17 protein-coding genes are annotated in these 21,171 nt (G+C 68.8%); 11 read left to right on the top strand and 6 right to left on the bottom strand.

The window, feature by feature from the left end; translation table 11 throughout:
- Positions 1–2 precede the first annotated feature (2 nt).
- Together DB31_RS17800 and DB31_RS17805 are read right to left on the bottom strand one after the other, a co-directional pair.
- A complete protein-coding gene (locus tag DB31_RS17800; RefSeq protein ID WP_044189081.1) occupies positions 3–1,214 on the bottom strand; it encodes an LLM class flavin-dependent oxidoreductase in 1,212 nt (403 codons plus the stop codon).
- A 125-nt stretch (positions 1,215–1,339) separates the two neighbouring features.
- Complete coding sequence (locus DB31_RS17805) at positions 1,340–2,038, bottom strand: Type 1 glutamine amidotransferase-like domain-containing protein (protein WP_044189084.1); 699 nt, start codon at positions 2,036–2,038, stop codon at positions 1,340–1,342.
- Positions 2,039–2,165: 127 nt separating this feature from the next.
- On the opposite strand from DB31_RS17805, the gene DB31_RS17810 reads away from it, so the two are divergent.
- Positions 2,166–2,783 (top strand): glutathione S-transferase family protein, encoded by a 618-nt coding sequence (locus tag DB31_RS17810; protein ID WP_052420047.1) that lies wholly within the window; start codon positions 2,166–2,168, stop codon positions 2,781–2,783.
- Between the two features lie 21 nt (positions 2,784–2,804).
- Here DB31_RS17810 and DB31_RS17815 read toward each other — a convergent pair whose 3' ends face one another.
- Both DB31_RS17815 and DB31_RS17820 read right to left on the bottom strand, forming a co-directional pair.
- Positions 2,805–3,863 carry a hypothetical protein gene (locus DB31_RS17815; protein ID WP_052420048.1) on the bottom strand — a complete coding sequence of 353 codons (1,059 nt, stop codon included), beginning with the start codon at positions 3,861–3,863 and terminating at the stop codon, positions 2,805–2,807.
- Between the two features lie 36 nt (positions 3,864–3,899).
- Positions 3,900–5,228, bottom strand: coding sequence for a cytochrome C (locus DB31_RS17820; protein WP_157232030.1), 1,329 nt, complete (start codon positions 5,226–5,228; stop codon positions 3,900–3,902).
- Between the two features lie 237 nt (positions 5,229–5,465).
- Between DB31_RS17820 and DB31_RS17825 the strand changes: the two genes are divergently transcribed.
- From DB31_RS17825 to DB31_RS17840, 4 genes are all read left to right on the top strand, one after another.
- A complete protein-coding gene (locus DB31_RS17825) occupies positions 5,466–6,683 on the top strand; it encodes a HEAT repeat domain-containing protein (RefSeq protein ID WP_157232031.1) in 1,218 nt (405 codons plus the stop codon).
- Between the two features lie 10 nt (positions 6,684–6,693).
- Entirely contained in the window at positions 6,694–8,142 is a 1,449-nt protein-coding gene (locus DB31_RS17830; RefSeq protein ID WP_044189091.1) for a hypothetical protein, read from the top strand.
- Between the two features lie 91 nt (positions 8,143–8,233).
- Positions 8,234–8,551 carry a DUF2277 domain-containing protein gene (locus DB31_RS17835; RefSeq protein WP_044189095.1) on the top strand — a complete coding sequence of 106 codons (318 nt, stop codon included), beginning with the start codon at positions 8,234–8,236 and terminating at the stop codon, positions 8,549–8,551.
- A 71-nt stretch (positions 8,552–8,622) separates the two neighbouring features.
- Entirely contained in the window at positions 8,623–10,281 is a 1,659-nt protein-coding gene (locus tag DB31_RS17840) for a M14 family metallopeptidase (protein ID WP_044189098.1), read from the top strand.
- A 5-nt stretch (positions 10,282–10,286) separates the two neighbouring features.
- Here DB31_RS17840 and DB31_RS17845 read toward each other — a convergent pair whose 3' ends face one another.
- Positions 10,287–10,550, bottom strand: a complete 264-nt coding sequence (locus tag DB31_RS17845) for a hypothetical protein (protein ID WP_044189101.1) — start codon at positions 10,548–10,550, stop codon at positions 10,287–10,289.
- Positions 10,551–10,775: 225 nt separating this feature from the next.
- On the opposite strand from DB31_RS17845, the gene DB31_RS17850 reads away from it, so the two are divergent.
- The 4 genes from DB31_RS17850 (at position 10,776) to DB31_RS17865 (ending at position 16,764) form a co-directional block, all read left to right on the top strand.
- Positions 10,776–11,162: a BlaI/MecI/CopY family transcriptional regulator gene (locus DB31_RS17850; RefSeq protein WP_044189104.1), complete on the top strand. Its 387-nt coding sequence runs from the start codon at positions 10,776–10,778 to the stop codon at positions 11,160–11,162.
- Complete coding sequence (locus tag DB31_RS17855; RefSeq protein ID WP_044189107.1) at positions 11,159–13,213, top strand: M56 family metallopeptidase; 2,055 nt, start codon at positions 11,159–11,161, stop codon at positions 13,211–13,213. The genes DB31_RS17850 and DB31_RS17855 overlap by 4 nt, the downstream gene beginning before the upstream one ends.
- Positions 13,214–13,303: 90 nt before the next feature.
- Positions 13,304–14,092: a hypothetical protein gene (locus tag DB31_RS17860; RefSeq protein WP_044189110.1), complete on the top strand. Its 789-nt coding sequence runs from the start codon at positions 13,304–13,306 to the stop codon at positions 14,090–14,092.
- Between the two features lie 107 nt (positions 14,093–14,199).
- Positions 14,200–16,764, top strand: coding sequence for a DUF5916 domain-containing protein (locus DB31_RS17865; RefSeq protein WP_044189114.1), 2,565 nt, complete (start codon positions 14,200–14,202; stop codon positions 16,762–16,764).
- 12 nt (positions 16,765–16,776) lie between these two features.
- Here DB31_RS17865 and DB31_RS17870 read toward each other — a convergent pair whose 3' ends face one another.
- The gene (locus DB31_RS17870; RefSeq protein WP_044189116.1) at positions 16,777–17,214 is read right to left on the bottom strand and encodes a hypothetical protein; all 438 of its coding nucleotides are present in this window, start codon (positions 17,212–17,214) and stop codon (positions 16,777–16,779) included.
- Between the two features lie 240 nt (positions 17,215–17,454).
- Between DB31_RS17870 and DB31_RS17875 the strand changes: the two genes are divergently transcribed.
- Positions 17,455–17,910: a hypothetical protein gene (locus DB31_RS17875; protein WP_052420049.1), complete on the top strand. Its 456-nt coding sequence runs from the start codon at positions 17,455–17,457 to the stop codon at positions 17,908–17,910.
- A 229-nt stretch (positions 17,911–18,139) separates the two neighbouring features.
- The gene (locus DB31_RS17880; protein WP_044189119.1) at positions 18,140–20,839 is read left to right on the top strand and encodes an AsmA family protein; all 2,700 of its coding nucleotides are present in this window, start codon (positions 18,140–18,142) and stop codon (positions 20,837–20,839) included.
- Positions 20,840–21,171 lie beyond the last annotated feature (332 nt).

The following is a 21,171-nucleotide window of genomic DNA, read 5'->3' on the forward strand; positions in this document are numbered from 1 at the left end:
TCTCATGCCACGAAATGCGGCATGACTTCCTGAGCAAAGTACCGCATCTGTTTCAGCACCTCGTCGTGCCCCCGCGTGAACTCGAACCACAGCATCACGCAATCCTCCCGGTGGAACCCCCGAGCGCCCCCCTCGGCGAGCTGCTCGCGGATGGCGTGCGCGTCCCCCACCAGGGCCTTGGCCAGCAGCGCTTCCTTGGGGGGCGTGGCCAGCGTGCCCCGCATGCCCTCGAGGTAGATATCCATGCCGCGCGAGGCGGCCTCCTCGGCCCGCCGCTGATCCGGATCAATGAAGATGAGCGCGGTGCGCGGCAGCCGGCCGCGGTGCCAGACGCTGCCATGGGCGCTGGCGCGTCCCGTCATCTCGCGGTGGAGGGCGTTCAAGGACTCGGCCGAGGTGAAGGACAGGTTGAAGATGTCCAGGTCGGCGAACTTGCAGCCAATCTCCCGGGCCAGCGGATCCGCGGAGCCGAGCACGAAGCGCTGGCACTCCCGCATGGCGGGGGACAGGGAGGGGACCAGCCGGATGGGCTCGAAGTTCCAGCGGCGCCTGTAGGGCAGACGCTCGGGCAGCGGCCCCGCGCTCAGCCGCGCCAGTTCCTTGCGGGCGCGCTCCCATTCGCCGTCGCTGTCGAAGTGCTCACGCCCCAGCGTGAGCGGGGTGAGCATCTCCGAGGAGAGCGTCTCGCCGTTGCTCAGCCGCAGGAAGATCTCCAGCGCCTCCAGGAACACGAAGCGCTTGTACTGCTTCCACAGCAGCTTCTCCTCCGCGTCACGGGGGTGCACGCCAAACGGCCTGTTGATGAACTCGAACCGGCCCGAGGCCACGCCGATGCGCAGCATGCGCGGCGTGTCGCGCAGCCCGTTGAGGAAGGCGAGCATGCGCATGGCCTCCGCCGAGCGGATGGGCCCCCCGTTGCCTCCGACGATGTTGTAGATGGCCGTGCCGAAGCCGATCCGCTGCGTGCGGTCCAGCAGGAACTGGATGAGCTGGGGCGCGTCATTGCTCAGCCCGAGCTCGCCCGGATAGGTCGGAACGACCGGCTCGGCGTGCCCCTTCTGCGGCTCGCTCGAGTAGTGCGACTCCGACAGCCACATCGTCGTGTAGCCGAGCTGCTCGGCCAGGCGCGTCTGCTCCAGGAGCTCTTCGAAAACCTGCCGCTCTGCACGAACCCAATCCGTCGTGCCTACAGAGTGGAAAATATCGAATAGCATGCGACTATTAACTCAACGACACTGCGGCAGTGTCAAGGCACCCGCCCTGTCACATCTCCGAGACACGCCGGCCGTGAAACATGGCCCAAGGGGTGCCTCGAGGCTCGCCCCGGTGCGACGGGCACTCACCCGAGGAAGGTAACGGGCAGGGCCGTCTCGCGAACCCCCTGCTCCGTGCGCTCCACGCGCCAGGCCTGGGCCTTCTCCCGCGAGGAGATGGTGTGGGCGAGCCGGGTGCCAATGAAGTGAAACCCCACTCCGTCATCGGCGGCGAACCCCCCCGGCAGGCCCTCGGCGATGGAGTGGTGGTAGGCCGGTCGGCGCGCCGGCTCGGAGTCATAGTGGGGGCACAGCGTGCCCGGCAGCAGCCCCAGCCCGTTCTGGAAGGCGGCCAGCGTCCCCAGCGAGTCCGTGAGGCCTCCCTCGAACCAGCACATGGCTCCGGCGCTCATGCCGCACAGCAGCACGCCTTGCTCCCAAGCCTCCCGGAGCACCGCGTCGAGCCCATGCAGCCGCCAGAGCGCCAGCATGTTGAGTGTGTTGCCTGGACCGACGAAGACAGCATCCTGCCGGAGGATGAGCTCACGCAGCGGCTCCGGGCCTCGCTGGAAGAGCGACAGGTGCGAGGGCTGGCAGCGGCTGGCGGGGTAGGCCCGGTAGAAGCGGACGATGAAGTCCGAGGCATCCCCCATGGCGGTGGGGATGAAACACACGCGCTTGGGCGTGTCCTTCAGCAGCTCCAGCAAGTGGTTGTCCAGACACGGGTTGTTGGGCTCCATCAGGAAGCCGCCCCCGCTCAGTGCCACGATTTGCCGCTCCGCCATGGCCGCCTCCTTTGTATCAATTCATCCAATATAACGGACGTGAGCAGAGCCTGTTCGTCGCTGGACAGTCCTTCATCCGGCAGGCACCCTCCGAACTGCTTCTCCCCCCGCAAGAGGAACATCACGCATGAAGGTCTACAACAACCCCTTCTCGGGCGCTGGCTTCAAAGTCACCGCCGTCGTCAATGAGCTGGCGCTGAGCAACGTGGAGCTGATCACCGTTGATCTCGGCAAAGGCCAGCATCAGGAGCCCTGGTTTCGGGCCATCAACCCCCACGCCAAGGTACCCGCGCTGGTCGACGGGGATATGTGTCTCTTCGAGTCCAACGCGATCATCACCTACCTGGGCGCGCTGAAGCCCGAGAGCGGGCTGGTGCCGACCGATCCGCGTGGCCTGGCCGAGGTGCAGAAGTGGCTGCACTGGCACTCGTCCACCTTCTACCCGGACGCCATGAAGATCAACTGGAACACCTACTACCAGAAGGTCCTCGGCCACCCGAAGGATGAGAAGACGCTGGCCGAGGGCCGCGAGCTGGTGGCGCGCGACCTGAAGGCGATGGACGGGGCGCTTCAGGGCCGCGAGTACCTGACGGGCAAGCTCACCGTGGCCGACTTCTCGCTGGTCTCCGCCCTGCTGATGCGGGACGTCGCGGGCATCGACCTCACGCCCTTCCCGAACGTGAAGGCGTGGGCCGAGCGCATGGAGGCGCGCCCGAGCCTGAAGAAGGCCCGGCCGCCGGTGTAGCCACCGGGCACCGTCCCGGGCTCAGCGCATGCTCGAGATCCACTCCGAGATGAGCGCGAGGCCCTCGGGGTCGGTGAGGTGCGAGGCCGTGGGCGGCATCTGCTGCTCGGTGCCGCGGATGGTCATGCGGTGGTAGACGCAGCTCCCCTGGGGGTTGCCCGGATCAATGCGCCGGGTGATCCCGGGGGTGGCGAACTTCTCCACGGCCACGCCGATCCCCGTGCGGTAGGTGTCCGTGTCGGCGGCGTTCACGTCCTTCACGGAGAGCCTCAGGCTGAACGGGTTGTTGAACTCGATGCCCGTGGAGTTGTGGCAGTTGCCGCAGTTGGCGTGGAGGTAGCCGAGCGCGGCGGACTCCACGGAGTTGCCGGGGGCCTTGAAGGCCGCGGCCGGCGCCACGGTGAGCCGGCCCTCCTGGACGAGCGTGCTCAGCGTCACGCCGCTCCCCTCGTGGCTGAGCTGCAGCGCGCTGAAGCCGAGCGCCTGCTCCGACAAATAGGAGTGGCACGTCTTACAAGTCTTCGCCGCGGGGATGTCGTGGCCCGTGCCCTGGGCGCGGGTCTGCCCATAGGCGACATAGTCCGCATCCGAGCCATCCGCGCGCCAGGCGTACGCCCCGAGGATGAAGTCCTTGGGGCCCGTGCCATAGCGGGCGATGAAGCGCGTCTCCACCAGCTTGCCCTCGGCGGTGAAGTCCTTCCACAGGCGCGCCCCCACCGGGAGCACCCAGTGGTCCATGTCGCTCGTGTCGATCTGGCAGCCGTCCGGCAGCTGGACATAGCGGCGCTTCACCGCCGCGTCGGACCAGAGCGCGTAGCGCGGGGAGAACTCGCGCACCCCCGCCGCCAGGCTCCGGGTGGAGATGTCCTGGAAGAGCCCCGTCTCCGAGAGCGTGGCGGGGGCCTTCCCGCTCTCGAGCCCCGTCTGGAGCCCCGCGCAGGGGACGTTCGGCTGCGGCGGGAGCGGATCCACGGGGGTGTCCGAGGAGCACGCCGCCAGCAACGACGAGGTGAGCAGGACCGTCAGCAGCTGGGCCCGGAGCCCTTCAAAGAGGAAAGAGAAGGTTGAGCTTCGCATCATCTTGAGGGCTCCGGGAACGTAACGGGGTGCGCTGGCTTAGATACCAGTCCGGAGGCAGGCGGACGAGGCCTCGGGGGCCGCGCACTTGCTGTCCGTGCAGACCTGGCAGGCGCCACACTGCACGTCGGCCGTGCAGGCACCACCCACACACTCATTGGTAGCGGTGTTGCAGGTCTCCGAGGCGCCGCAGTCCGTCTGGCTGGCGCAATAGCGGGCAGGCTGCTGCGTGGCCTTGTCGCCGGCGCCCTGAATGGGCGCCTGGTTCTTCAGGTAGACGTAGATGGCCCGCACATCGCTGTCGGTCATCTTGACGAAGTTCGCGACGGTAAGCCCCATGGGGAAGGCGAGCTTGCGAGCCACTCCGTCCACGACCACATCACCCTTGGTGAAGGCCTTGTTGAAGTCCTCATACGCCTGGTAGCGCTTGGCCATGGCGCCATGCTGGGCGCCCAACAGGTTGGCGCTCATGGAGCGGGTGACCTTGGTGAGGGCGTTGAGTCCCGGAGGCACCGAGTAGACCGCTCCGCCGGACATGAACACGCTGGTGGTCACGTCGCCGAAGTCCGGCCCCGGCGCGAAGTTGCGCGACGGGTTGGTGTGGCAGTCGTTGCAGGAGCCCACTGCGTTCACCAGGTAGCTGCCGCGCCCGTACTGAGTCTTCTCGTTCGCGCTCAGGGTGGCCAGCGCCGCAGGGTCCGCCAGGGGCTGAACGGCGAGCCCACGGTTGGAGGCGAGGGTGTCCGCGCTGCTCTCGGCGGGGAGCGTCCGGGTGACCGCTCCCTCGTTGTAGGAGCCCGTGAAGGGCACAGGACGCATCGCCCCCGCAGCGCCCTTGATGTCGTCGGGGATCGGGTTGCTAATGGCGGGGATCTTCTTGAGGTAGGCGTACACCGCCTTCAGATCCTCGGTGGTCATCCACCGGTAGTAGAGCCAGGGCATGACGAAGAGCACCTCTTCGGCATTGTCGCTCTTGTAGTCCTTGCCCGTGCGCATCAACTCGATGAACTCGGCCTCGGTCAGCTTCATGCCGGTGGCCGAGTCGGGCGTGAGGTTGCGCGCGTAGACGATCTCCCCGGACGCGCCGATCGCGAACGACGTACCGCCGGAGAGGTACTTGGAGGACCCATCCGGCGCATTGGTGTTGTGGCAATCCATACAGCTACCAATGGAGTTCACCACATAGCTGCCACGGCCGAGCGCCTCCTTCTCCGCCAGAGAGAGCCCGTTGGTGTCGATGGTGAACGGGGCAATCTCCAGACCCTTCTGAGCCTGCTCCGAGAGCTGGCCCTCCTCGGGCGGCTCCTCGTCATCGTCACAAGCGGTGGCGCCCAGAAGGAGCCCCGACAGCGCGATGGCGGCGCCCATGCGGCTCCAGCCTCCAGACTTGTTCAGCGACTTTGCTTCGGGCGCACCCTGACGGTGCGCTGCTGCGTGACGCTTCAGAAACACGGTGGATTCCCTCGTTCATCGCGCTCCCCGGCGGAGCGGCCAGCGTCATCTTGGGGCACTGCCCCGTGCCATTCAATGGCTTTAGCCTCGCTGCGATGTGGCAAGTTCACCTCCCTCATGCGCCAGCTTCTCGAACAGCTCCTCAGCACTGACATGGCCGCCTCCCGTTCCGCCCGGGAGCAGCTCCAGCGGTCCCGCGTCCTCACCGCGGCTCAGGCTCATGCGGTGCTGGAAGCCCTCTCGCGGGAGGTGCCCAGCCACCCGGGCTCGGCCATCGAGGACTCGCCCCAGGCCACCCTGCTCCGGCTCATCCAGATGCCTGCGGCCCAGGAGTCGATGGAGACCTTCAGGGCCCACGCCTCGCCCGTCATCCTCGCCGCGTGGCCTCGGCTGTCCGAGCGGGACCGCACGCTGGCACTCATGGTGCTGGCGCGCATTGGCTCCCGGGAGGGGCTGGAGTTCGTCGCCCGGACGGTGGCGGCCCCCAACGGCCCTCAGGGCTTGAGCATCGCGGTCATCCTGGAGGAGGTGCCTGTGGAGAGCCCTCACGTGGAGGTACTCTTCCCTGCGCTGGAGCCCCTGCTGGATGCCGAGGACTCCCGCGCGCTCGAGGTGCTCAACCTGGCCAACCGGCTGGTCGCGGCCCGTCAGCTCTGGCCCCACCCCGCGGCCACCCGGCTGCCGCGTCTGCGCCGCTATCTCGAGAGTGAGAGCGAGAACGACTACGGCCCCGCGCTCGCCGCCTGCTATGCGCTCGCGTTGATTCCCGGCGCCGAGGCGCTGGTGCTCCTGGAGCGCGCCACCCAGCACCCGGATCCCGAGGTCCGGCTGGAGGCGCTCTATGCCCGGAGCCGGCAGGGCGTCCCGGGCGCGGTGGAGGCGCTGGCCCAAGCCACGCTGGACCCCCTCATGGCGCTGCGCGCGCGCGAGTACCTCCAGGAGCTCGGCAAGGCGCACCTCCGCCCCCAGGAGGCGGATGATCCCGTCCTACTGGCCAAGGCGGAGATGATCTCCTGGCTGCGCCACCCCAACGAGTTTGGCGAGGAGCCCGAGTCCATCGAGCTGTGGGATCGCCGGGTGTTCGACTGGCCTCCGACTGGAGACCGCCGCGAGCTGTTCCTCTTCCTCTACCGCTATCCCGTCTACATCTATGGACAGGACGAGGAGACGGAGGTGGGCGTGGGGCTCGTGGGCTCCGACACCTTCAGCCTCACGAACGAGACGAAGCCGCCTCCCGAGGGAACTCCCGAGGATGCCTACGTGGCGCACTGCCTGTGGGAGCTGCGGCAGTCACGGGATCCACGCGCCGGGACATTGACACCGGACCAGGTCCGAGCACTGCTGGGCTTCCCTCCGAAGGTCTGGAACTGACCTTTCCCGCATGCCGCACACACCCTCCAGCACCACCGCTCCCCGCCCGCAGGCGCTCTATGTGCTGCCCACCCTGCTCGCGGGAGCAGTGTTCTTCGTGGCACATCTCCCCACGCTGGGGGCCACAGTCGACTTTCTCCTCGCGGATGCGGGCGCCTCGCTGAAGCTGGAGGCCCTGCTCGACGCGGGCCTCCGCCCGGCGATCGACTTTGGCTACAACTATGGGCCGCTGTCCGCCGTCGCGAGCCAGCTCGGCTACAGCCTGCTCGGCCGGACCGTTACCGCTCACCTCATCCTGGTGGCGCTGCTGTGCGTGGGCGCGCTGACGGGGCTCGCCCGCTGCATGGCGCGCCTGGAGAATGGCTGGACCGGGCTCGTCATGTCGGTGGTGTTCGCTCAGGCCATCGTCCGGAACCTCGGGCTCAACCTCACCTATGGTCTGGAGGCGGCCTGTCTGCTCCACGCGCTGGCCTTCCACCTCGAGGGCCGCCGCGATCGCGCCTTGATGCTGGCGGTCCTCGCCGCGCTCGTGAAGCCCAGCATGGGCATCCTCTACGCTGGCATCCTGGTCGGGTGGATCCTCCTGCGCTCCTCCGGCTTGCGGGAGACATGGGCTCGGCTGTGGCCCGCCGCTGTGACGGCAGTGGTGGCCCTGGGGTGCTCCATGGTGGTGCTCGGGTTCCAGAGCACCTTGCGCACGGCGCTCCCGCTCTCGGGCATGACGCACTACGAAGCGCTGGAGCCACCGCTCACCAAGCTCGTGAACACCCTGGCGGCTCCGCCGGGAGTCAACTTCAAGTACTACCTGGGCAGCCTCTCTGGGTTCTGGATCCTCGGCAGCGTGGTGCTGGTGCTGGGCTCGCTGCGCGCCATCCCCGCGGCGATCCTGCAGAACGTCCAGGCCGAGGTGGGCCTCTCCTGCGCGGCGCTCCATGTGGCCTTCGCCACGCTCTTCTTCGGTCCCTGGCCCACTTACCTGGGCCTGCTGGCCGTGGGGCTCTTCTGTGTGGTGACAGCCCGGCCCTTGCGGTGGGTGCTGGTGGCCATCGTCGTGCTGGGCAGCAAGCAGATGACGTCGGGGGCCGTGGCCAGCTGGAAAGAGCGCCGCCCCGACGCGAGCCTGCTGGGCTCCTGGGTCCTGCCCTCCGAGCGGCAGGAGGTGGCCGAGGTGCTGCGCATCGCGGGCTCGCGGCCGATCTACTTCGTCACCACGGGCTACCCCGAGGGAGCCATTCCCAACAGCCGGGGGACACGAAGCTGGTTCGTCGCGCCTGGGATGATCTCCGAGAGTGAGCAAGCGGTCATCGTCCAGGAGGTGCGCGCCGCGCCCGTGGTCGCCGTGGGCAAGGTGCTGGGAATCGGAGCGCTCCAGTTCGACTGGCTGCGCGAGGCCCTCTCGGGCCACAAGCTCCAGCACGACGGCAAGCACTTCACCGTCTACGTCAAGGACGGTCCGTGAGCTTCGAGAGGATGAAGGGCTTGAACAGCAGCCTGCCTTGAGCCGTGAGGCAGAGCCGCTAGCGCTGCCCGAAACCTTTTATACTGAGGGTATGTGCCGGAACATCAAGCTGCTCCACCACTTCCAGCCCCCCGCCACTGCGGAGGAGATTCGCGACTCGGCCGTGCAGTACGTCCGGAAGCTGAGCGGGATGAGAGACCCCTCGCGCGCCAACCGGAAGGCCTTCGAGCACGCCGTGGACGAGATCACCAAGACCGTCCACAAGCTCTTCGCCCAGCTCGAGGTGAACGGCCCGCCGCGCACCCGCGAGGCCGAGAAGCTCAAGGCCCAGCAGCGCGGCCAGAAGCGCGATCAGCAGATGGAGGCCCGCGTCTTCCGGAAGCTCGGGCTGCCGACCTCCTCCTCATGACCGCCTCCTTATAAGGAGGCGAGGTGACAAGGGCTTGACGCCCTGGGCGGGGAGCGCTCGGATGCGCGCCCATGACCGAGCTGCTCACTCGCGCTGAAGCGTCCAACTACCAGGAAACCTCGCGGCACTCCGATGTGCTGGCCTTCGTCGATGCCCTCTGCGGCCAGACGAAGCTCGCCCGCCGCGTGGACTTCGGGAAGAGCGGCGAGGGTCAGCCCCTGGTGGCGCTCATCATCAGCGATCGCAACTGCTTCACCCCCGAGCTCGCCCGCAAGCAGAAGAAGGCCGTGGTGATGGTGGAGGCCAACATCCACGCCGGTGAGGTGGAGGGCAAGGAGTCCGTGCTCGCGCTCGCCAGAGACCTCACGCTCACCAAGCTGGGCCGCAAGCTGCTCGACACGCTGTGCCTGGTGCTGGTGCCCAACTTCAACCCCGACGGCAACGACCGCATCAGCCCGAACAACCGCAAGCTGGACCTGAAGAACCTCGAGGGCCAGGTGAACCCGCCAGGCGGAGTGGGCACGCGCTACACGGGCGAGGGCTGGAACCTCAACCGCGACAGCATGAAGCAGGAGGCCCCCGAGACGCGGGCCATCGCCGCCCTGTACCAGCAGTGGTGGCCTCACCTCTTCATCGACTGCCACACCACCGATGGCAGCATCCACGGGTTCGATCTCACCTTCGACACCTCGCACTCCAACGAGCCGCTGTTCTCGGAGCTGCGCCAGTTCAACCGCGCGATGCTGGAGCGCGTGGCCCAGGCAGTGAAGAAGGGGCACGGCTTCAACAGCTTCTGGTACGGCAACTTCAAGAACGAGGGCGACCCCACCTCCGGCTGGCACACTTACCCCGCGCTGCCGCGCTTCGGCAGCCACTACCGCGGGCTGCTGGGCCGCATGGACGTGCTGCTCGAGACGTACAGCTACATCGACTTCAAGCGCCGCTGCGCGGTGATGCGCGCGTGGTTGCTGGAGCTGTTCCGCGACGCCGCCAAGAACGCCAAGGCCTACCGCGCAGCCACCGAGGCCGAGGAGGCCCGCATCATCGCTCGCGGAGAGACGCCGGACCTGCAGGCGCTCGTGGGCATCAACTACGGCGTGGCCACGCGCGATGAGAAGGACGCGCTCGTGTTCGAGTACCCCGCCCATGCGAAGCCTCGCGACACCGCCGCCATCCAGTCCTTCGACGAGGCGAGCATCACCGAGCGCCGCTACCCCGGGAAGCGCCGCCGCACCTACCGCATGCCGCACCACCGGACGTTCATCCCCACGCAGGCGGTGAGCACTCCGGTTGGGTACCTGGTGCCCGCCGAGCTGGCCTCCCGCCTGGAGGGCCATGGCATCCGCTTCGAGCGCCTCTCCGCGCCGAAGCGGTTCACGGTGGACAGCTACCGCGTGGCGCGCCGCGAGGAGACCTTCAGCCCCGACGTGGCCGCGAACGTGCCGCCGCCCGGCGAGGCCGAGGTGCCGCTCAGCCAGAAGCCCAAGCCCGTGCGCTTCGAGACGGTGCTCACCGTGTCCCCCGAGCGCTCCTCCCGCGAGTTCCCCGCTGGGACGCTGTACGTCCCCACGGCGCAGCGGGCTGGAACACTGGCCGTGTACCTGCTCGAGCCCCACTCGGATGACGGGTTCTGCCGCTGGCAGTTCCTCGACAAGCTCATCACCGTGGGTGAACTCCATCCCGTTCACCGCGTGATGGACGCGGCGCGCGCGCCCAAGAAGGCCGAGTAACCGGCTCAGGCCTTCCTGCGGCGCCCGGTGCCCTCCGTGCCCGCTGTCTTCGCGGGCCGGTTGTGCCACTGGTTCTCGATGCGCGCCTCAATCTCCTCACGCACCCGGCGAGCACCCGCCAGCGCCACGTCGATCTCCTCGCGCACCCGCACGGCCTGCTCCTGCGCGGCGGCCCGATACGGCGCCGTGTCCCGACGGACCTGGATGCGCCCCGAGCTCCGTTTCCCCGCCGCCGCCTGCCGCTTCCCCGACTTCTGGCTCTGCGCCATCACCGCCTCCAGTCCTGTGCTCTCCGAAAGGTGGATCAGCGCGCTCCCTCCCGGAACCCCTGCTCCCCCACCGCCGTGCCCTCTGCCTGCTGGCCAGCCAGGTACTCGTCCTCCTCTGCTAAACCCCTGACATCAGGCCCTTTCCATCCATCTACGAAACCTTTCGTTGACACCTACGAATGGCTTCGTATATCTCTTCCGAAGATGTTGGACGCCGAGGGAGCCATGAGCGAAGCGAACCTGCCGCGCCCCACCGATTCCGAGCTGGCCATCCTCCGGGTCCTCTGGAGCCGGGGGGCCAGCACCGTGCGAGAGGTGCACGAGGCCCTCCAGGATGGCAGCGGCTACACCACCATCCTCAAGCTGATGCAGATCATGACGGAGAAGGGGCTCGTGGTGCGCGACGAGTCCCAGCGCGCGCACGTCTACACCACACGCCTGCCGCAGGAGAAGACACAGCGGCAGCTGGTGACGGACCTGGTGGATCGCGCATTCGGCGGCTCACCGGCCCAGCTGGCCATGCAGGCGCTGTCCACGAAGAAGACTTCCCCCGAGGAGCTGGCCGAGCTGCGCCGCCTCCTCGACTCTCTGGAGAAAGAGGTGGAGCCGTGAACGGTCTCGTCCTGGAGTCACTGGGTTGGGCGCTGCTGCACCTGCTGTGGCAGGGCACGCTCGTGGCAGGAGTGCTGGCGCTCGCGCTGCGCGTGATGGGGCGCCAGGCAGCAGTCGCGCGCTACGCCCTGGCCTGTGGCGCGCTGACGCTGATGCTGACGCTGCCCGTGGCCACCTTCTGGCGTCATTATTCCTCCGTCGCTCAGGCGCCGTCCGCTGAAGTCTCTGTCTCGGCATCCACGGCGGTCCCGGCTCCGGCCGCTCCCACGCTCGCGGCTCCAACCCTTCCTGCTCCGCGCCACTCCTTCGCCCCCGTCGCGCCCGTCTTCGCCGCGGGCACCGAGCTGGCGCCGCTGCCGGGCCAAGTCCTCTCGTTCGTCGGCCAGTACCTGCCGTGGCTCGTGCTCGCATGGGGCCTGGGCGTGGCGATGTCTTCGCTGCGGCTGCTCGCGGGATGGCTGCGCCTGCGCCGGCTGGTGCGTGCGGCCACTCCGGCTCCTGTCGAGTGGCAGGCTCGGCTGGAAGCACTGGCCTCGCGCCTGGGGCTGAAGCGCGCGGTGCGCCTGCTCCAGTCTGCGGCGGTGGAGGTGCCCTCGGCGGTGGGCTGGCTCCGGCCCGTGGTGCTCTTGCCCGCCTCCGCGCTCACTGGACTCACCGTGCGGCAACTGGAGATGATCCTCGCCCACGAGCTGGCCCACATCCGCCGCTACGACTTCGTGGTGAACCTGGCCCAGACGCTCGTGGAGACGCTGCTGTTCTACCACCCGGCCGTCTGGTGGGTGTCCCGCGTCATCCGCGTGGAGCGCGAGCACTGCTGCGATGACATCGCCGCAGGCACCAGCGGCAGCTCCCTCTCGTACGCCCGCGCGCTCACCGCGCTGGAGGAGCTGCGCGTCCTTCCTTCTCTCGCGCCGAGCCCGGCCCTGTCCGCGCTGGGTGGCTCGCTGCCGGAGCGCGTCCGCCGGCTGGTGCTCACCCCCGCCTCGCGCTGCTCCTCGCGCTGGGTCGCGGGCGCCTCCGTCCTCACGCTGATGAGCAGCCTCGCGGTGGCCGCGCCCATCACCGCCCTCATGCTCCCCGCCGAGGAGACGGGCGGCAGCCTCGCCACGAGCGTCTCCGCTCCCCCGTCGCTCCCTTCGGCTCCCGCGCCTGCCCGGGCTCTCGCTCCCGTGTCCGCGCAGGCCCCGGTGTCTCCTCCCTCTCCGGTGGATGCCCCCACGCCCGTGCCCGGTCCTCGGGTGGCCGCGCGCCCCAATCCGAATCCCAACCCGAACCCGAATCCCAACCCCCAGCCGCGCCACGGCCGGGACGAGGACGACGAGGACGACGAGGATGACCGCACCCGCGTGGGCGAAGGCCCGCTCTCGGTGGATCAGCTCGTCTCGCTGAAGGTCGCGGGCGTCACCCCGGAGATGCTGGAGACGGTGAAGGGCCTGGGCTACGAGCCCACGGTGGGCAACCTGGTCCAGTTCGGCCACGCGGGCATCACCCCCGAGTACGTGAAGGACATGAACGCCCGCCTCGGCCAGAAGCTGTCCGCCGATGACCTGGTGGGGATGAAGCACCTGGGCGTCACTCCGGCCTGGCTCGAGGCGATGAAGGCCCAGGGCTTCACGAACATGACCCCGGACGATGTGGTCTCCGCGCGCGCCGTGGGCGTGGACGAGAAGTACCTGAGCGCGCTGAAGGCCGCGGGCTACACCGGCCTGAGCCTGGAGGACGTCACCGAGATGCGCGCCGTGGGCGTGAAGCCGGAGACGATCGCCGAGCTCTCCCAGGCGGGCTACTCGAAGCTGGACAAGGACACCCTGGTCGAGTTCCACGCCGTGGGCGTCACGCCGAACTACCTGCGCTCGCTGCGAGAGGCGGGCTTGAAGGACCTCCCCGCGGACCAGCTCGTGGAGCTGCGCGCCCTGGGCGTGAGCGCGGACTTCATCCGCCAGATGCGTGACGCGGGCATGGAGAACCTGGATGTGGACACGCTCATCAAGCTGCGCACCAGCGGCATCGACGGCGAGTTCATCCGCCGCATGAAGAAGCCACAGAAGTAGTCCCCTCCCCTCCACCTCATCCCGTCCCCCGGCCGCGCTCTCCCGAGCGCGCGCCGCAGGGCCGCGCCTTGCCCGAAGGAGTCCGAAGCCATGACACCGAAACCGTTCCTCCTCCCCCTCGTCGCGGCGCTCCTGATGGCCGCGCCCGTCTTCGCCGCCCCCACGCACACCGGCACGTGGACGGCCAGCGCCAAGGAGTCCCAGCTCCAGCTGTCCCTGCGGATGAAGGGCGAGCCTGGCTCTCAGATGGGTTTCTCCGAGCCGCTCACCGCCTTCCAGGGCCTCTCCACCGCCGATGGCAGCACTGCGCCCTTCCGGATGACCCGCGAGGCCGGCACCTTCACCTTCGAGGGCCGCTTCTCCGGCGGCGAGGGCGCGGGCCACTTCCAGTTCGAACCGAACGAGTCCTACGCCAAGGCCATGGCCGGGCTGGGCTACCCGAAGCTCTCCTCGGAGGACCCGTTCAAGCTCGCGCTCTTCGACATCAGCACCTCCCGCATCAAGGAGTTGGCGGCGCTCGGGTACAAGGACATCCCGCTCAAGACGCTCTTCGAGGTGGGCATCTTCGACGTGACGCCGGAGTACATCCAGGCGCTCGCGGCGCTGGGGTACACGAAGCTACCTTTGAAGGACTTGGTGGCGTTCCGCATCCACGGCGTGTCCCCGGAGTTCGTCCGGGAGATCCGCGGCATGGGCTTTCCCTCCATCTCCCAAGATGACCTGATGGCGTTCCGCATCCACGGGGTGACGCCGGCCTTCATCCGCGAGATGCGCGAGGCGGGTTACACGAACGCCACGGCGGATGACCTGGTGAAGCTCCGCATCCACGGGATTGACCGGGAGTTCGTGCGTTCCTTCTCGGGCAGCAAAGGGAAGTGACGCGCGCAAGAAACCGTGAAATGGATGGCGCGCCCGTGCGTTCACCGGACTGCACCCGGTAGGCGCACGCCGTGAGGGGGGACGTCTTGAGGAACGGGGAGTCTGGAATGCCGCGTCAGGGGCTGGCGCTCGCGCTGCTGCTGTCCGCCATGACCGCCCACGCGGCCGTCGAGGGACCCGGCCGCACCCAGTTCATCCAGGCCGCCCCGGCGCGCGGGGAAATCCGGGTGGACGGGAAGCTCGACGAGCCCTCCTGGGCCGGCGCCCCCTCCTTCGAGGCCTTCGTCCAGCGCTTCCCCACCGCGGGCGCTGTCCCCAGTGAGCGCACCGAGGTGCGCATCCTCTTCGACTCGGAGCGCGTCTACTTCGGCGTCATCGCTCATGACTCGAAGCCGGAGCTCATCGACCGGCGCCTGGGCCGCCGCGACAGCAGCCTCACCACGGACTCGGTCCAGCTCATCATCGACTCCACCCACGAGCACCGCACCGCCTACGCCTTCACGCTGAGCGCGGGCGGCGTGCAAGGGGACGGCCTGTTCTTCGATGACCGCAACTTCACCTCCGACTGGGACAGCGTGTGGGACGGAGCCTCCTCCCCCGTGGCGGACGGCTGGGTGGCCGAGTTCGCCATCCCCCTGTCCGTGCTGCGCTTCCCCGATGTGGCGACGCAGACCTGGGGGTTCTCGGTCCGCCGGCAGATCGCCCGCCTCAACGAGGAGATCGAGTCCGTGGACAACCCGCGCACCAGCAACGCCACCGTCTCGCGGCTGGGCCACCTGACGGGGATGGAGGGCCTCAAGCCCCGGCGCGCGGTGGAGCTGTCGCCCTACCTGGCCACGCGCGGCATCCTCCGGCCGCAGTTCTCGGACTCGGCCGTGCCCACCCCGCGGCTGTTGGACCCCACGGTGGACGTGGGCCTGGACGTGAAGGCGGCGCTGACCAGTGATTTGGCCCTCAACGCCACCCTCAACCCGGACTTCGGACAGGTGGAGGCGGACCAGCTCATCCTCAACCTGTCCACCTTCGAGGCCTTCTTCCCGGAGAAGCGCTCCTTCTTCACGCAGGGCCTGGAGCTCTTCCAGCCGGTGGGCGGCTCCGTGGGCAATGTGCCGCAGTCGCTCTTCTACTCGCGGCGCATCGGCCTGAACACGCCCATCCTCGGCGCGGCGAAGCTGACGGGCACGGCGGTGAAGGGCCTGGAGGTGGGCGTGCTGGACGCGCTCGTCACCGGGCCTTGGCAGGAGCACGACGAAGAGCACCCGGACCGGCGCTGGCGCGTGCACTCCAGCCGCCCGCTGCACCTGGGCCCCAACAGCGCGCTGCCCGGCGAGCCCCAGCCCCCCACCAACTACTTCGCGGCGGTGGCGCGGGGCTCGGTGGGACAGAACTCCCGCGTGGGTGGCAGCTTCGCGGCGGCCACGCCCCTGGTGGGCGGGTGCACCCCCGAGGAGGCCGAGCTGGACGAGGAGGACCAACCCGCCGAGTGCCTGGCCCGAGGCGGAATGGGCGCCGCGGCGGACTTCGACGTGAAGACCTCGGACAGCCAGTACGGCGTGCTGGGGCAGGTGGACGCCAGCCGCACCGTGGGCGGGCTGCCCGAGCGCACGCTGCGGGACGGCACGGTGCTGCGCCCCGGCTCCACCGGCTACGGTGGCTACGTGCGCGCGGGGAAGTTCGGCGGGGACGGCTTCCGCTTCGAGGTGGGCTACGACTTCTCCACCCCCACGCTGGACTTGAACGCCACGGGCTTCCAGCGCACGCAGAACGACCACTCGCCGCGGACCTGGCTGCGCTACCAGCGCTCCAATGGGGTGGGGCCGTTCCGAGCGCTCTCCCTCAACCTGGGAGGCGGCTCGAGCTGGACGACGGACGGGCGCGGCATCCACCGGGGCAACTGGGCGAACTTCAACGGCTACGTGCAGCTGCCCAGCTACGACTACGTCGGCCTGGAGACGGGCATCAACTTCGGCGGCTATGACATCCGCGAGCTGGACCGCACAGGCATCCCGCTGGAGCAGGAGCGCAACAGCTTCTTCCTCCTCTTTGTGGAGACCAACGGCAACCGGCCGGTCGTGCTCAATGCCTACGCGGTGGTGGGCCACCATGAGCGCGGCCCCGCTCCGGGCGCCTGGGGCTGGGGTGGGGAAGCGTCGCTGTCGCTGCGGCCCCACCCGGCGCTGGAGACGCGCCTGGAGCTCAACGTGGACCGCACCGAGTTCGCCCCCCGCCACGTAGACACGCTGGAGGACCGGCGCTTCCTGCTGGCGAACCTGCAGTCCAACTTCATCTCCGTCACGCTGCGGCAGCAGTGGGTGCTGCGCCCGAACCTGACGCTGCAGGGCTACGCCCAGCTCTTCAGCGACTATGGCCTGTACGGCCCCTTCTTCGAGGCGGTGTCGGACGAGGCGCGCACGCCCATCCGCTTCGCCGCGCTGACGCCCACCGAGGCCCAGGCGGACAACTTCTACGACGTGGCGCTCAACCTCAACGTGGTGCTGCGCTGGGAGTACCGGCTGGGCTCCACGCTCTTCCTCGTGTACACGCGCTCGCAGCAGGGGCTGCCCACGCCGGACGGGGAGACACCGCCCGCCACCCTGCTGCCCCGGCGCCTGTTCTCCGGCCCCGCCACGGACGCCGTGCTCCTCAAGTGGAGCTACTACTGGACGGCCTGAGCCCTCCGCCGCTCACCCGTTGGTGCAGGCGCGCTGGAGCTGGAGGCGGGGCGCGCTCAGGGAGGCCGCGTGGTTCAGCACCTCGCGGCGCAGCGGCGTGTGCACCTGCCGGGCCTCGTCAAGGGTGAACTCGGGCTGGGCCTGGTACGCGGCCGACAGGCGGGAATAGGCCTCGGCCAGGCGCTCCACCTCCAGCCGGTAGTCCTCCAGGGAGCGCCGGAGCGCCACGTCCGGGATGTTCATCGCGCGCAGTTCCTCCGCCAGCTGCCGGAGCCGGAGGGCGTGCCGCTCGCAAGCCCACGGATCCGAGACGAAGTGCGGCGTCCTGTCCGTGGTGCGCAGCTCCTCCAGCACCCGGGTATGCACCGTGGTGCAGAGCTCCGCCCTCATGCTGCCGCAGGCGGACAGCGCCACAGCGCTCACCAGGATGCCCGTGGCACGTCCCCACACACAGGGCCCGCGTGAACGCGGCAGGCCTCGAGAGCTCTCCAGGCGCATCGGCATGTCCCCCCTGTTGGACCCGGGCGTGGCCCGCAGCGTTCCCGGCCTCGAGGTGGGCGGACAGTGGCCCCCGGTCAAACGTCGGAAACCTGGGGGCCCGAGGGTTCGAAACTCCACCCTGGAGCGTCCGGCGTGCGCGAGACCGGGCACTTGTGCCAGCGTGAAGGGGTGCTCTCTTGGAGGCTCTTGATGCCGGGTGTCCGCCTCGCCGTGATGGGACTGCTGGTGCTGGCCGCTTGCTCCTCGGCGCCCAAGGCCCACGTCCGCCCTGCTCCGCGGCATACCGAGGGGTGGCAGCCCGCCTGGGGCGAGGAGGGCGCCTACGGCTTCACACCCGAGAACCCCATCCACGTGGGGGGAGGCCCTTCGGGACAGCACGCCTTCCTGGAGGCGCTGCGCGGAGCCAACGGCGAGCCCCTGGCGTGGCGCCGGCTGGGCAGTTGCTGCGAGTTCGAGACGCCCAACAGCTTCATGGGCATGGGGCTGCTCGACTTGTACGAGGTGACGTACGAGGGCCTGGAGAAGCCCGTCATCCTCTACCTGGACATGTACGACTCCGGGCCGGTGGCGGCTCCCGCCGGCTTCCTGCTGCCGGAGGGCCATGAGACGGCGCCTCCCGGCAAGCCCAAGGTCATCGAGCTCTGAGCTTTCCTCCTGCTCCTTCCCGCGGTGGCCTTTATTCCTGAGGGCCCTCTTCCTGCCCGCCCGGCGGCTATCCCTGCGACCCCTGAAAATCCGTGAAGCGTGAAGTCTTTTGCGTCCGCGCACGTCGGGGGCTGTAGGACTGTCAGAAGGTGGTTAGGTTCCGGCCCCGAGAGGCCCCCCCAGGCCGTGCCGGCGGCGCGGGCCGGGTTGCAGGAGGAGGACGTTCGCAATGCAGGCTCAAAAGAAGAGGCGCTGGCCCTATGTGCTCGGGGGCATCCTCGCCGTGCTGGTGATTGCCGTGGCGGTGGTGCTGTGGCGGCTCGATGCCATTCTGTTGCAGCAGGCGCGCGCCCAGGCGGCCACGCTCTCGCAGCAGCTCGGGCGGCCGGTGGAGGTGGGCGGCATCTCCACGAAGCTGTTCCCCCACGTGGGAGTGGACGTGGACAACGTCACCGTGGGCCCCGCCGAGGGCGAGGAGCTGCCACTGACGCAGCTGAAGAACCTGGACGTGCGCGTGGCGGCCATGCCGCTGCTGCGCTCGAAGGGGCAGGACATCCAGGTGCTCAACGTGGAGGTGACGGGCCTGACGGTGAACGTCATCCGCCTGCCGGACGGCACCACCAACGTGCAGCGGCTGATGGACAAGCTGGCGCAACAGCAGAAGCCAGAGGAGCCGCCCGCCGAGGAGCAGCCGCCCACGGACTTGTCCGGGGTGCGGGTGGAGCGCGCGGCGCTGACGGACGGCACCATCCGCTTCGTGGACCGCTCGGGCGAGAAGGCGCAGGAGCTGGCCATCTCTGACTTGGACATCGAGGTGAAGGACTTGCGGGTGGGCCAGCCGCTGGAGGTGAAGCTGGCGGCGGCGGTGCTGGCGCAGAAGCAGAATCTGTTCGCGACGCTGGCGGCGGCGCCGCTGCCGCCCACGCTGGTGCCGACGCCGGAGCGGCTCACGCTGAAGGCGGAGGCCATCGACCTGGCGCCACTGGGGCCGTACCTGCCTCCGAGCGTGGGGTTCCAGGCGGGCACGCTGACGGCGGACTGGAAGGCGGAGCTGGGAAGCGCGGTGCCGGGCGGCAAGGGGACCACGAAGCTGGAGGGCGTCATCAAGGCGCTCGGCCTGAAGTTCGCGGGGGCCGAGGGCGGCAAGGCGCTGGATGTGGTGCTGGACACGGATGTGAAGGCGGACCTGGACGCGGGAGACCTGGCGCTGGACCGGCTCAAGCTGGACTTCGGGCCGGCGGGCATCGAGGGCAAGGGCCGGGTGAAGGGGATGATGGGGAGCTCGCCCGCGGTGGAGGGCTTCGAGCTGAAGAGCCATGACCTGGATCCAGAGGTGCTGGCCCAGTACTACCCGCCGCTGAAGAAGCAGCTCAACGGGATGATCGCCGGGCCGGTGGGGCTGTCGGTGAAGGGCAGCGGCACGCAGGAGGCGCAGGCGCTGAACCTGGACGTGGACCTGACGCCGGTGCGGCTGCGCGTACCGGAGCAGTTGACCAAGGAGGCAGGGGCGGCGATGCGGCTGACGGCGCGCCTGTCAGGGGCGGCGGCGAGCGGCGGCGCGCTGCGCTTCGACGCGAAGGCGGACCTGTCGGGGGCGGATCTGCGTCCGGGCCTGCTGCTGAGCAAGGCCCCAGGGCAGCGGATGGAGGTGGACGCTGCAGGCACCTACCAGCCGACGAAGGACGGGATGAAGGTGGACGTCAGCAAGCTGACAGCGAACGTGCTGGAGGACACGGTGAACGGCACGGCGTCGTTCGCGACGGCGGGCACGGGCAAGAAGGCGACGACGACGTTCGCGGCGGACTTGAAGACGCAGCGGCTGAACGCGGATGCGCTGCTGATGAAGGACGAGGAGATCATGGCGCGCAACAACGGGGTGTTGCCGCCGCCGCCGGATGATCCGACGCGCTTCAACGGGATGCGCGGGGACATCAAGATCCAGGCGGCCTCGGTGCGCTACAGCGAGCAGAACCTGTCCAACGTGGTGGGGCACATCACGATGGTGGATGACCTGATCAAGGTGGAGAAGTTCTCCTCGGTGGCCTACGGCGGGACGGTGGTGGCGGATGGGACGCAGGTGAACCTGGGGCAGCTGCCGGAGAAGCGGGCGTTCGTGGCGAAGGTGCAGATGCAGAAGGTGGACATGGCGCAGGTGCTGGCGGCGCGCACGCCGAAGAAGGTGATGACGGGCGCGTTCAACGGGAACATCGACCTGCAGGGCGTGGGCTACACGCCGGAGAAGCTGAAGGAGACGCTGCTGGGGGCCATCAACGGGAACCTGGAGAACAGCACGTTCCTAGGCGTGGACGTGCTCTCGAAGGTGACGGAGCCGCTGGCCAAGGCGCTGCCGTTCGCGGCGAAGGCGCTGAAGAGCGGGGACATGACGCAGCTGGGAGAAAACCTGCCGTTCGGGGTGGAGATCAAGAACGGGGTGGCGCAGCTGGAGAAGCCCATCACGTGGACGCGGCCGGAGGGGGCCATGCGCTTCGAGGGCGGTATCCGGCTGGACGGGGTGCTGGATCTGACGGGCAATGTGTCGCTGACGCCGCAGACCATCAAGACGCTGACGCTGGGGAAGGTGACGCCCACGGAGGCCATTCCGGTGGGGATGAAGGTGACAGGCCCGGCGTGGGCGCCTGAGGTGACGGGGATCGACGTGAAGCCGGCGGCGCTGACGATCGCGAAGCTGGCGGCGACGGGGCTCGCGGGGCAGTTGCTGGGCGACAAGGCGAAACAGGTGCAGGACGTCATCTCGGGCGGCGAGCAGGCCGCGCGCGAGGAGGCCGAGCGCAAGAAGAAGGAGCTGGAGGCGAAAGCCGCCGAGGAGAAGGCAAAGCTGGAGGAGGCGGCACGGGCCGAGCAGGAGAAGGCGAAGAAGAAGGCAGAGGAGGAGGCCAAGAAGCGCCTGCGCGGCATCCTCGGGAAGTAGCAGAGTCTCGGAACTGCGGCGGGGAGTCGCTGCCCCGCCGCGGCTACCGAGAGCACCCGAACTCCGCGTACCTACTCGCGGATGATGGACTCGCCCTCGAATGCTTGCAGGGTGAGTCCGGCCGACTACACCACCTGGTTGCTGGCATAAACTCCGAATACGCACGATTCCCTTGGGCCACTCCCGAGAATGTCTTGGAGAACCCGTATACGGCTCGCGCTATCTCCCTGTTGCAGGTAGCGACCAAGTTGCTCGCCGAGTACGACGCGGCGCACGAGTAACGGAGAGGGCTAGCGCCGTCTGGAAGGGAGTGTCGAGCACCACGACACGGT

This window comes from Hyalangium minutum, assembly GCF_000737315.1.
GTDB lineage: Bacteria > Myxococcota > Myxococcia > Myxococcales > Myxococcaceae > Hyalangium > Hyalangium minutum.

Excerpts from the sequence above, each read along its gene's own strand:
- DB31_RS17800 (WP_044189081.1), bottom strand. The coding sequence starts at position 1,214 with ATGCTATTCGATATTTTCCACTCTGTAGGCACGACGGATTGGGTTCGT.
- DB31_RS17805 (WP_044189084.1), bottom strand. The coding sequence starts at position 2,038 with ATGGCGGAGCGGCAAATCGTGGCACTGAGCGGGGGCGGCTTCCTGATG.
- DB31_RS17810 (WP_052420047.1), top strand. The coding sequence starts at position 2,166 with ATGAAGGTCTACAACAACCCCTTCTCGGGCGCTGGCTTCAAAGTCACC.
- DB31_RS17815 (WP_052420048.1), bottom strand. The coding sequence starts at position 3,863 with ATGATGCGAAGCTCAACCTTCTCTTTCCTCTTTGAAGGGCTCCGGGCC.
- DB31_RS17820 (WP_157232030.1), bottom strand. The coding sequence starts at position 5,228 with ATGGGCGCCGCCATCGCGCTGTCGGGGCTCCTTCTGGGCGCCACCGCT.
- DB31_RS17825 (WP_157232031.1), top strand. The coding sequence starts at position 5,466 with ATGGCCGCCTCCCGTTCCGCCCGGGAGCAGCTCCAGCGGTCCCGCGTC.
- DB31_RS17830 (WP_044189091.1), top strand. The coding sequence starts at position 6,694 with ATGCCGCACACACCCTCCAGCACCACCGCTCCCCGCCCGCAGGCGCTC.
- DB31_RS17835 (WP_044189095.1), top strand. The coding sequence starts at position 8,234 with ATGTGCCGGAACATCAAGCTGCTCCACCACTTCCAGCCCCCCGCCACT.
- DB31_RS17840 (WP_044189098.1), top strand. The coding sequence starts at position 8,623 with ATGACCGAGCTGCTCACTCGCGCTGAAGCGTCCAACTACCAGGAAACC.
- DB31_RS17845 (WP_044189101.1), bottom strand. The coding sequence starts at position 10,550 with ATGGCGCAGAGCCAGAAGTCGGGGAAGCGGCAGGCGGCGGCGGGGAAA.
- DB31_RS17850 (WP_044189104.1), top strand. The coding sequence starts at position 10,776 with ATGAGCGAAGCGAACCTGCCGCGCCCCACCGATTCCGAGCTGGCCATC.
- DB31_RS17860 (WP_044189110.1), top strand. The coding sequence starts at position 13,304 with ATGACACCGAAACCGTTCCTCCTCCCCCTCGTCGCGGCGCTCCTGATG.
- DB31_RS17865 (WP_044189114.1), top strand. The coding sequence starts at position 14,200 with ATGCCGCGTCAGGGGCTGGCGCTCGCGCTGCTGCTGTCCGCCATGACC.
- DB31_RS17875 (WP_052420049.1), top strand. The coding sequence starts at position 17,455 with ATGCCGGGTGTCCGCCTCGCCGTGATGGGACTGCTGGTGCTGGCCGCT.
- DB31_RS17880 (WP_044189119.1), top strand. The coding sequence starts at position 18,140 with ATGCAGGCTCAAAAGAAGAGGCGCTGGCCCTATGTGCTCGGGGGCATC.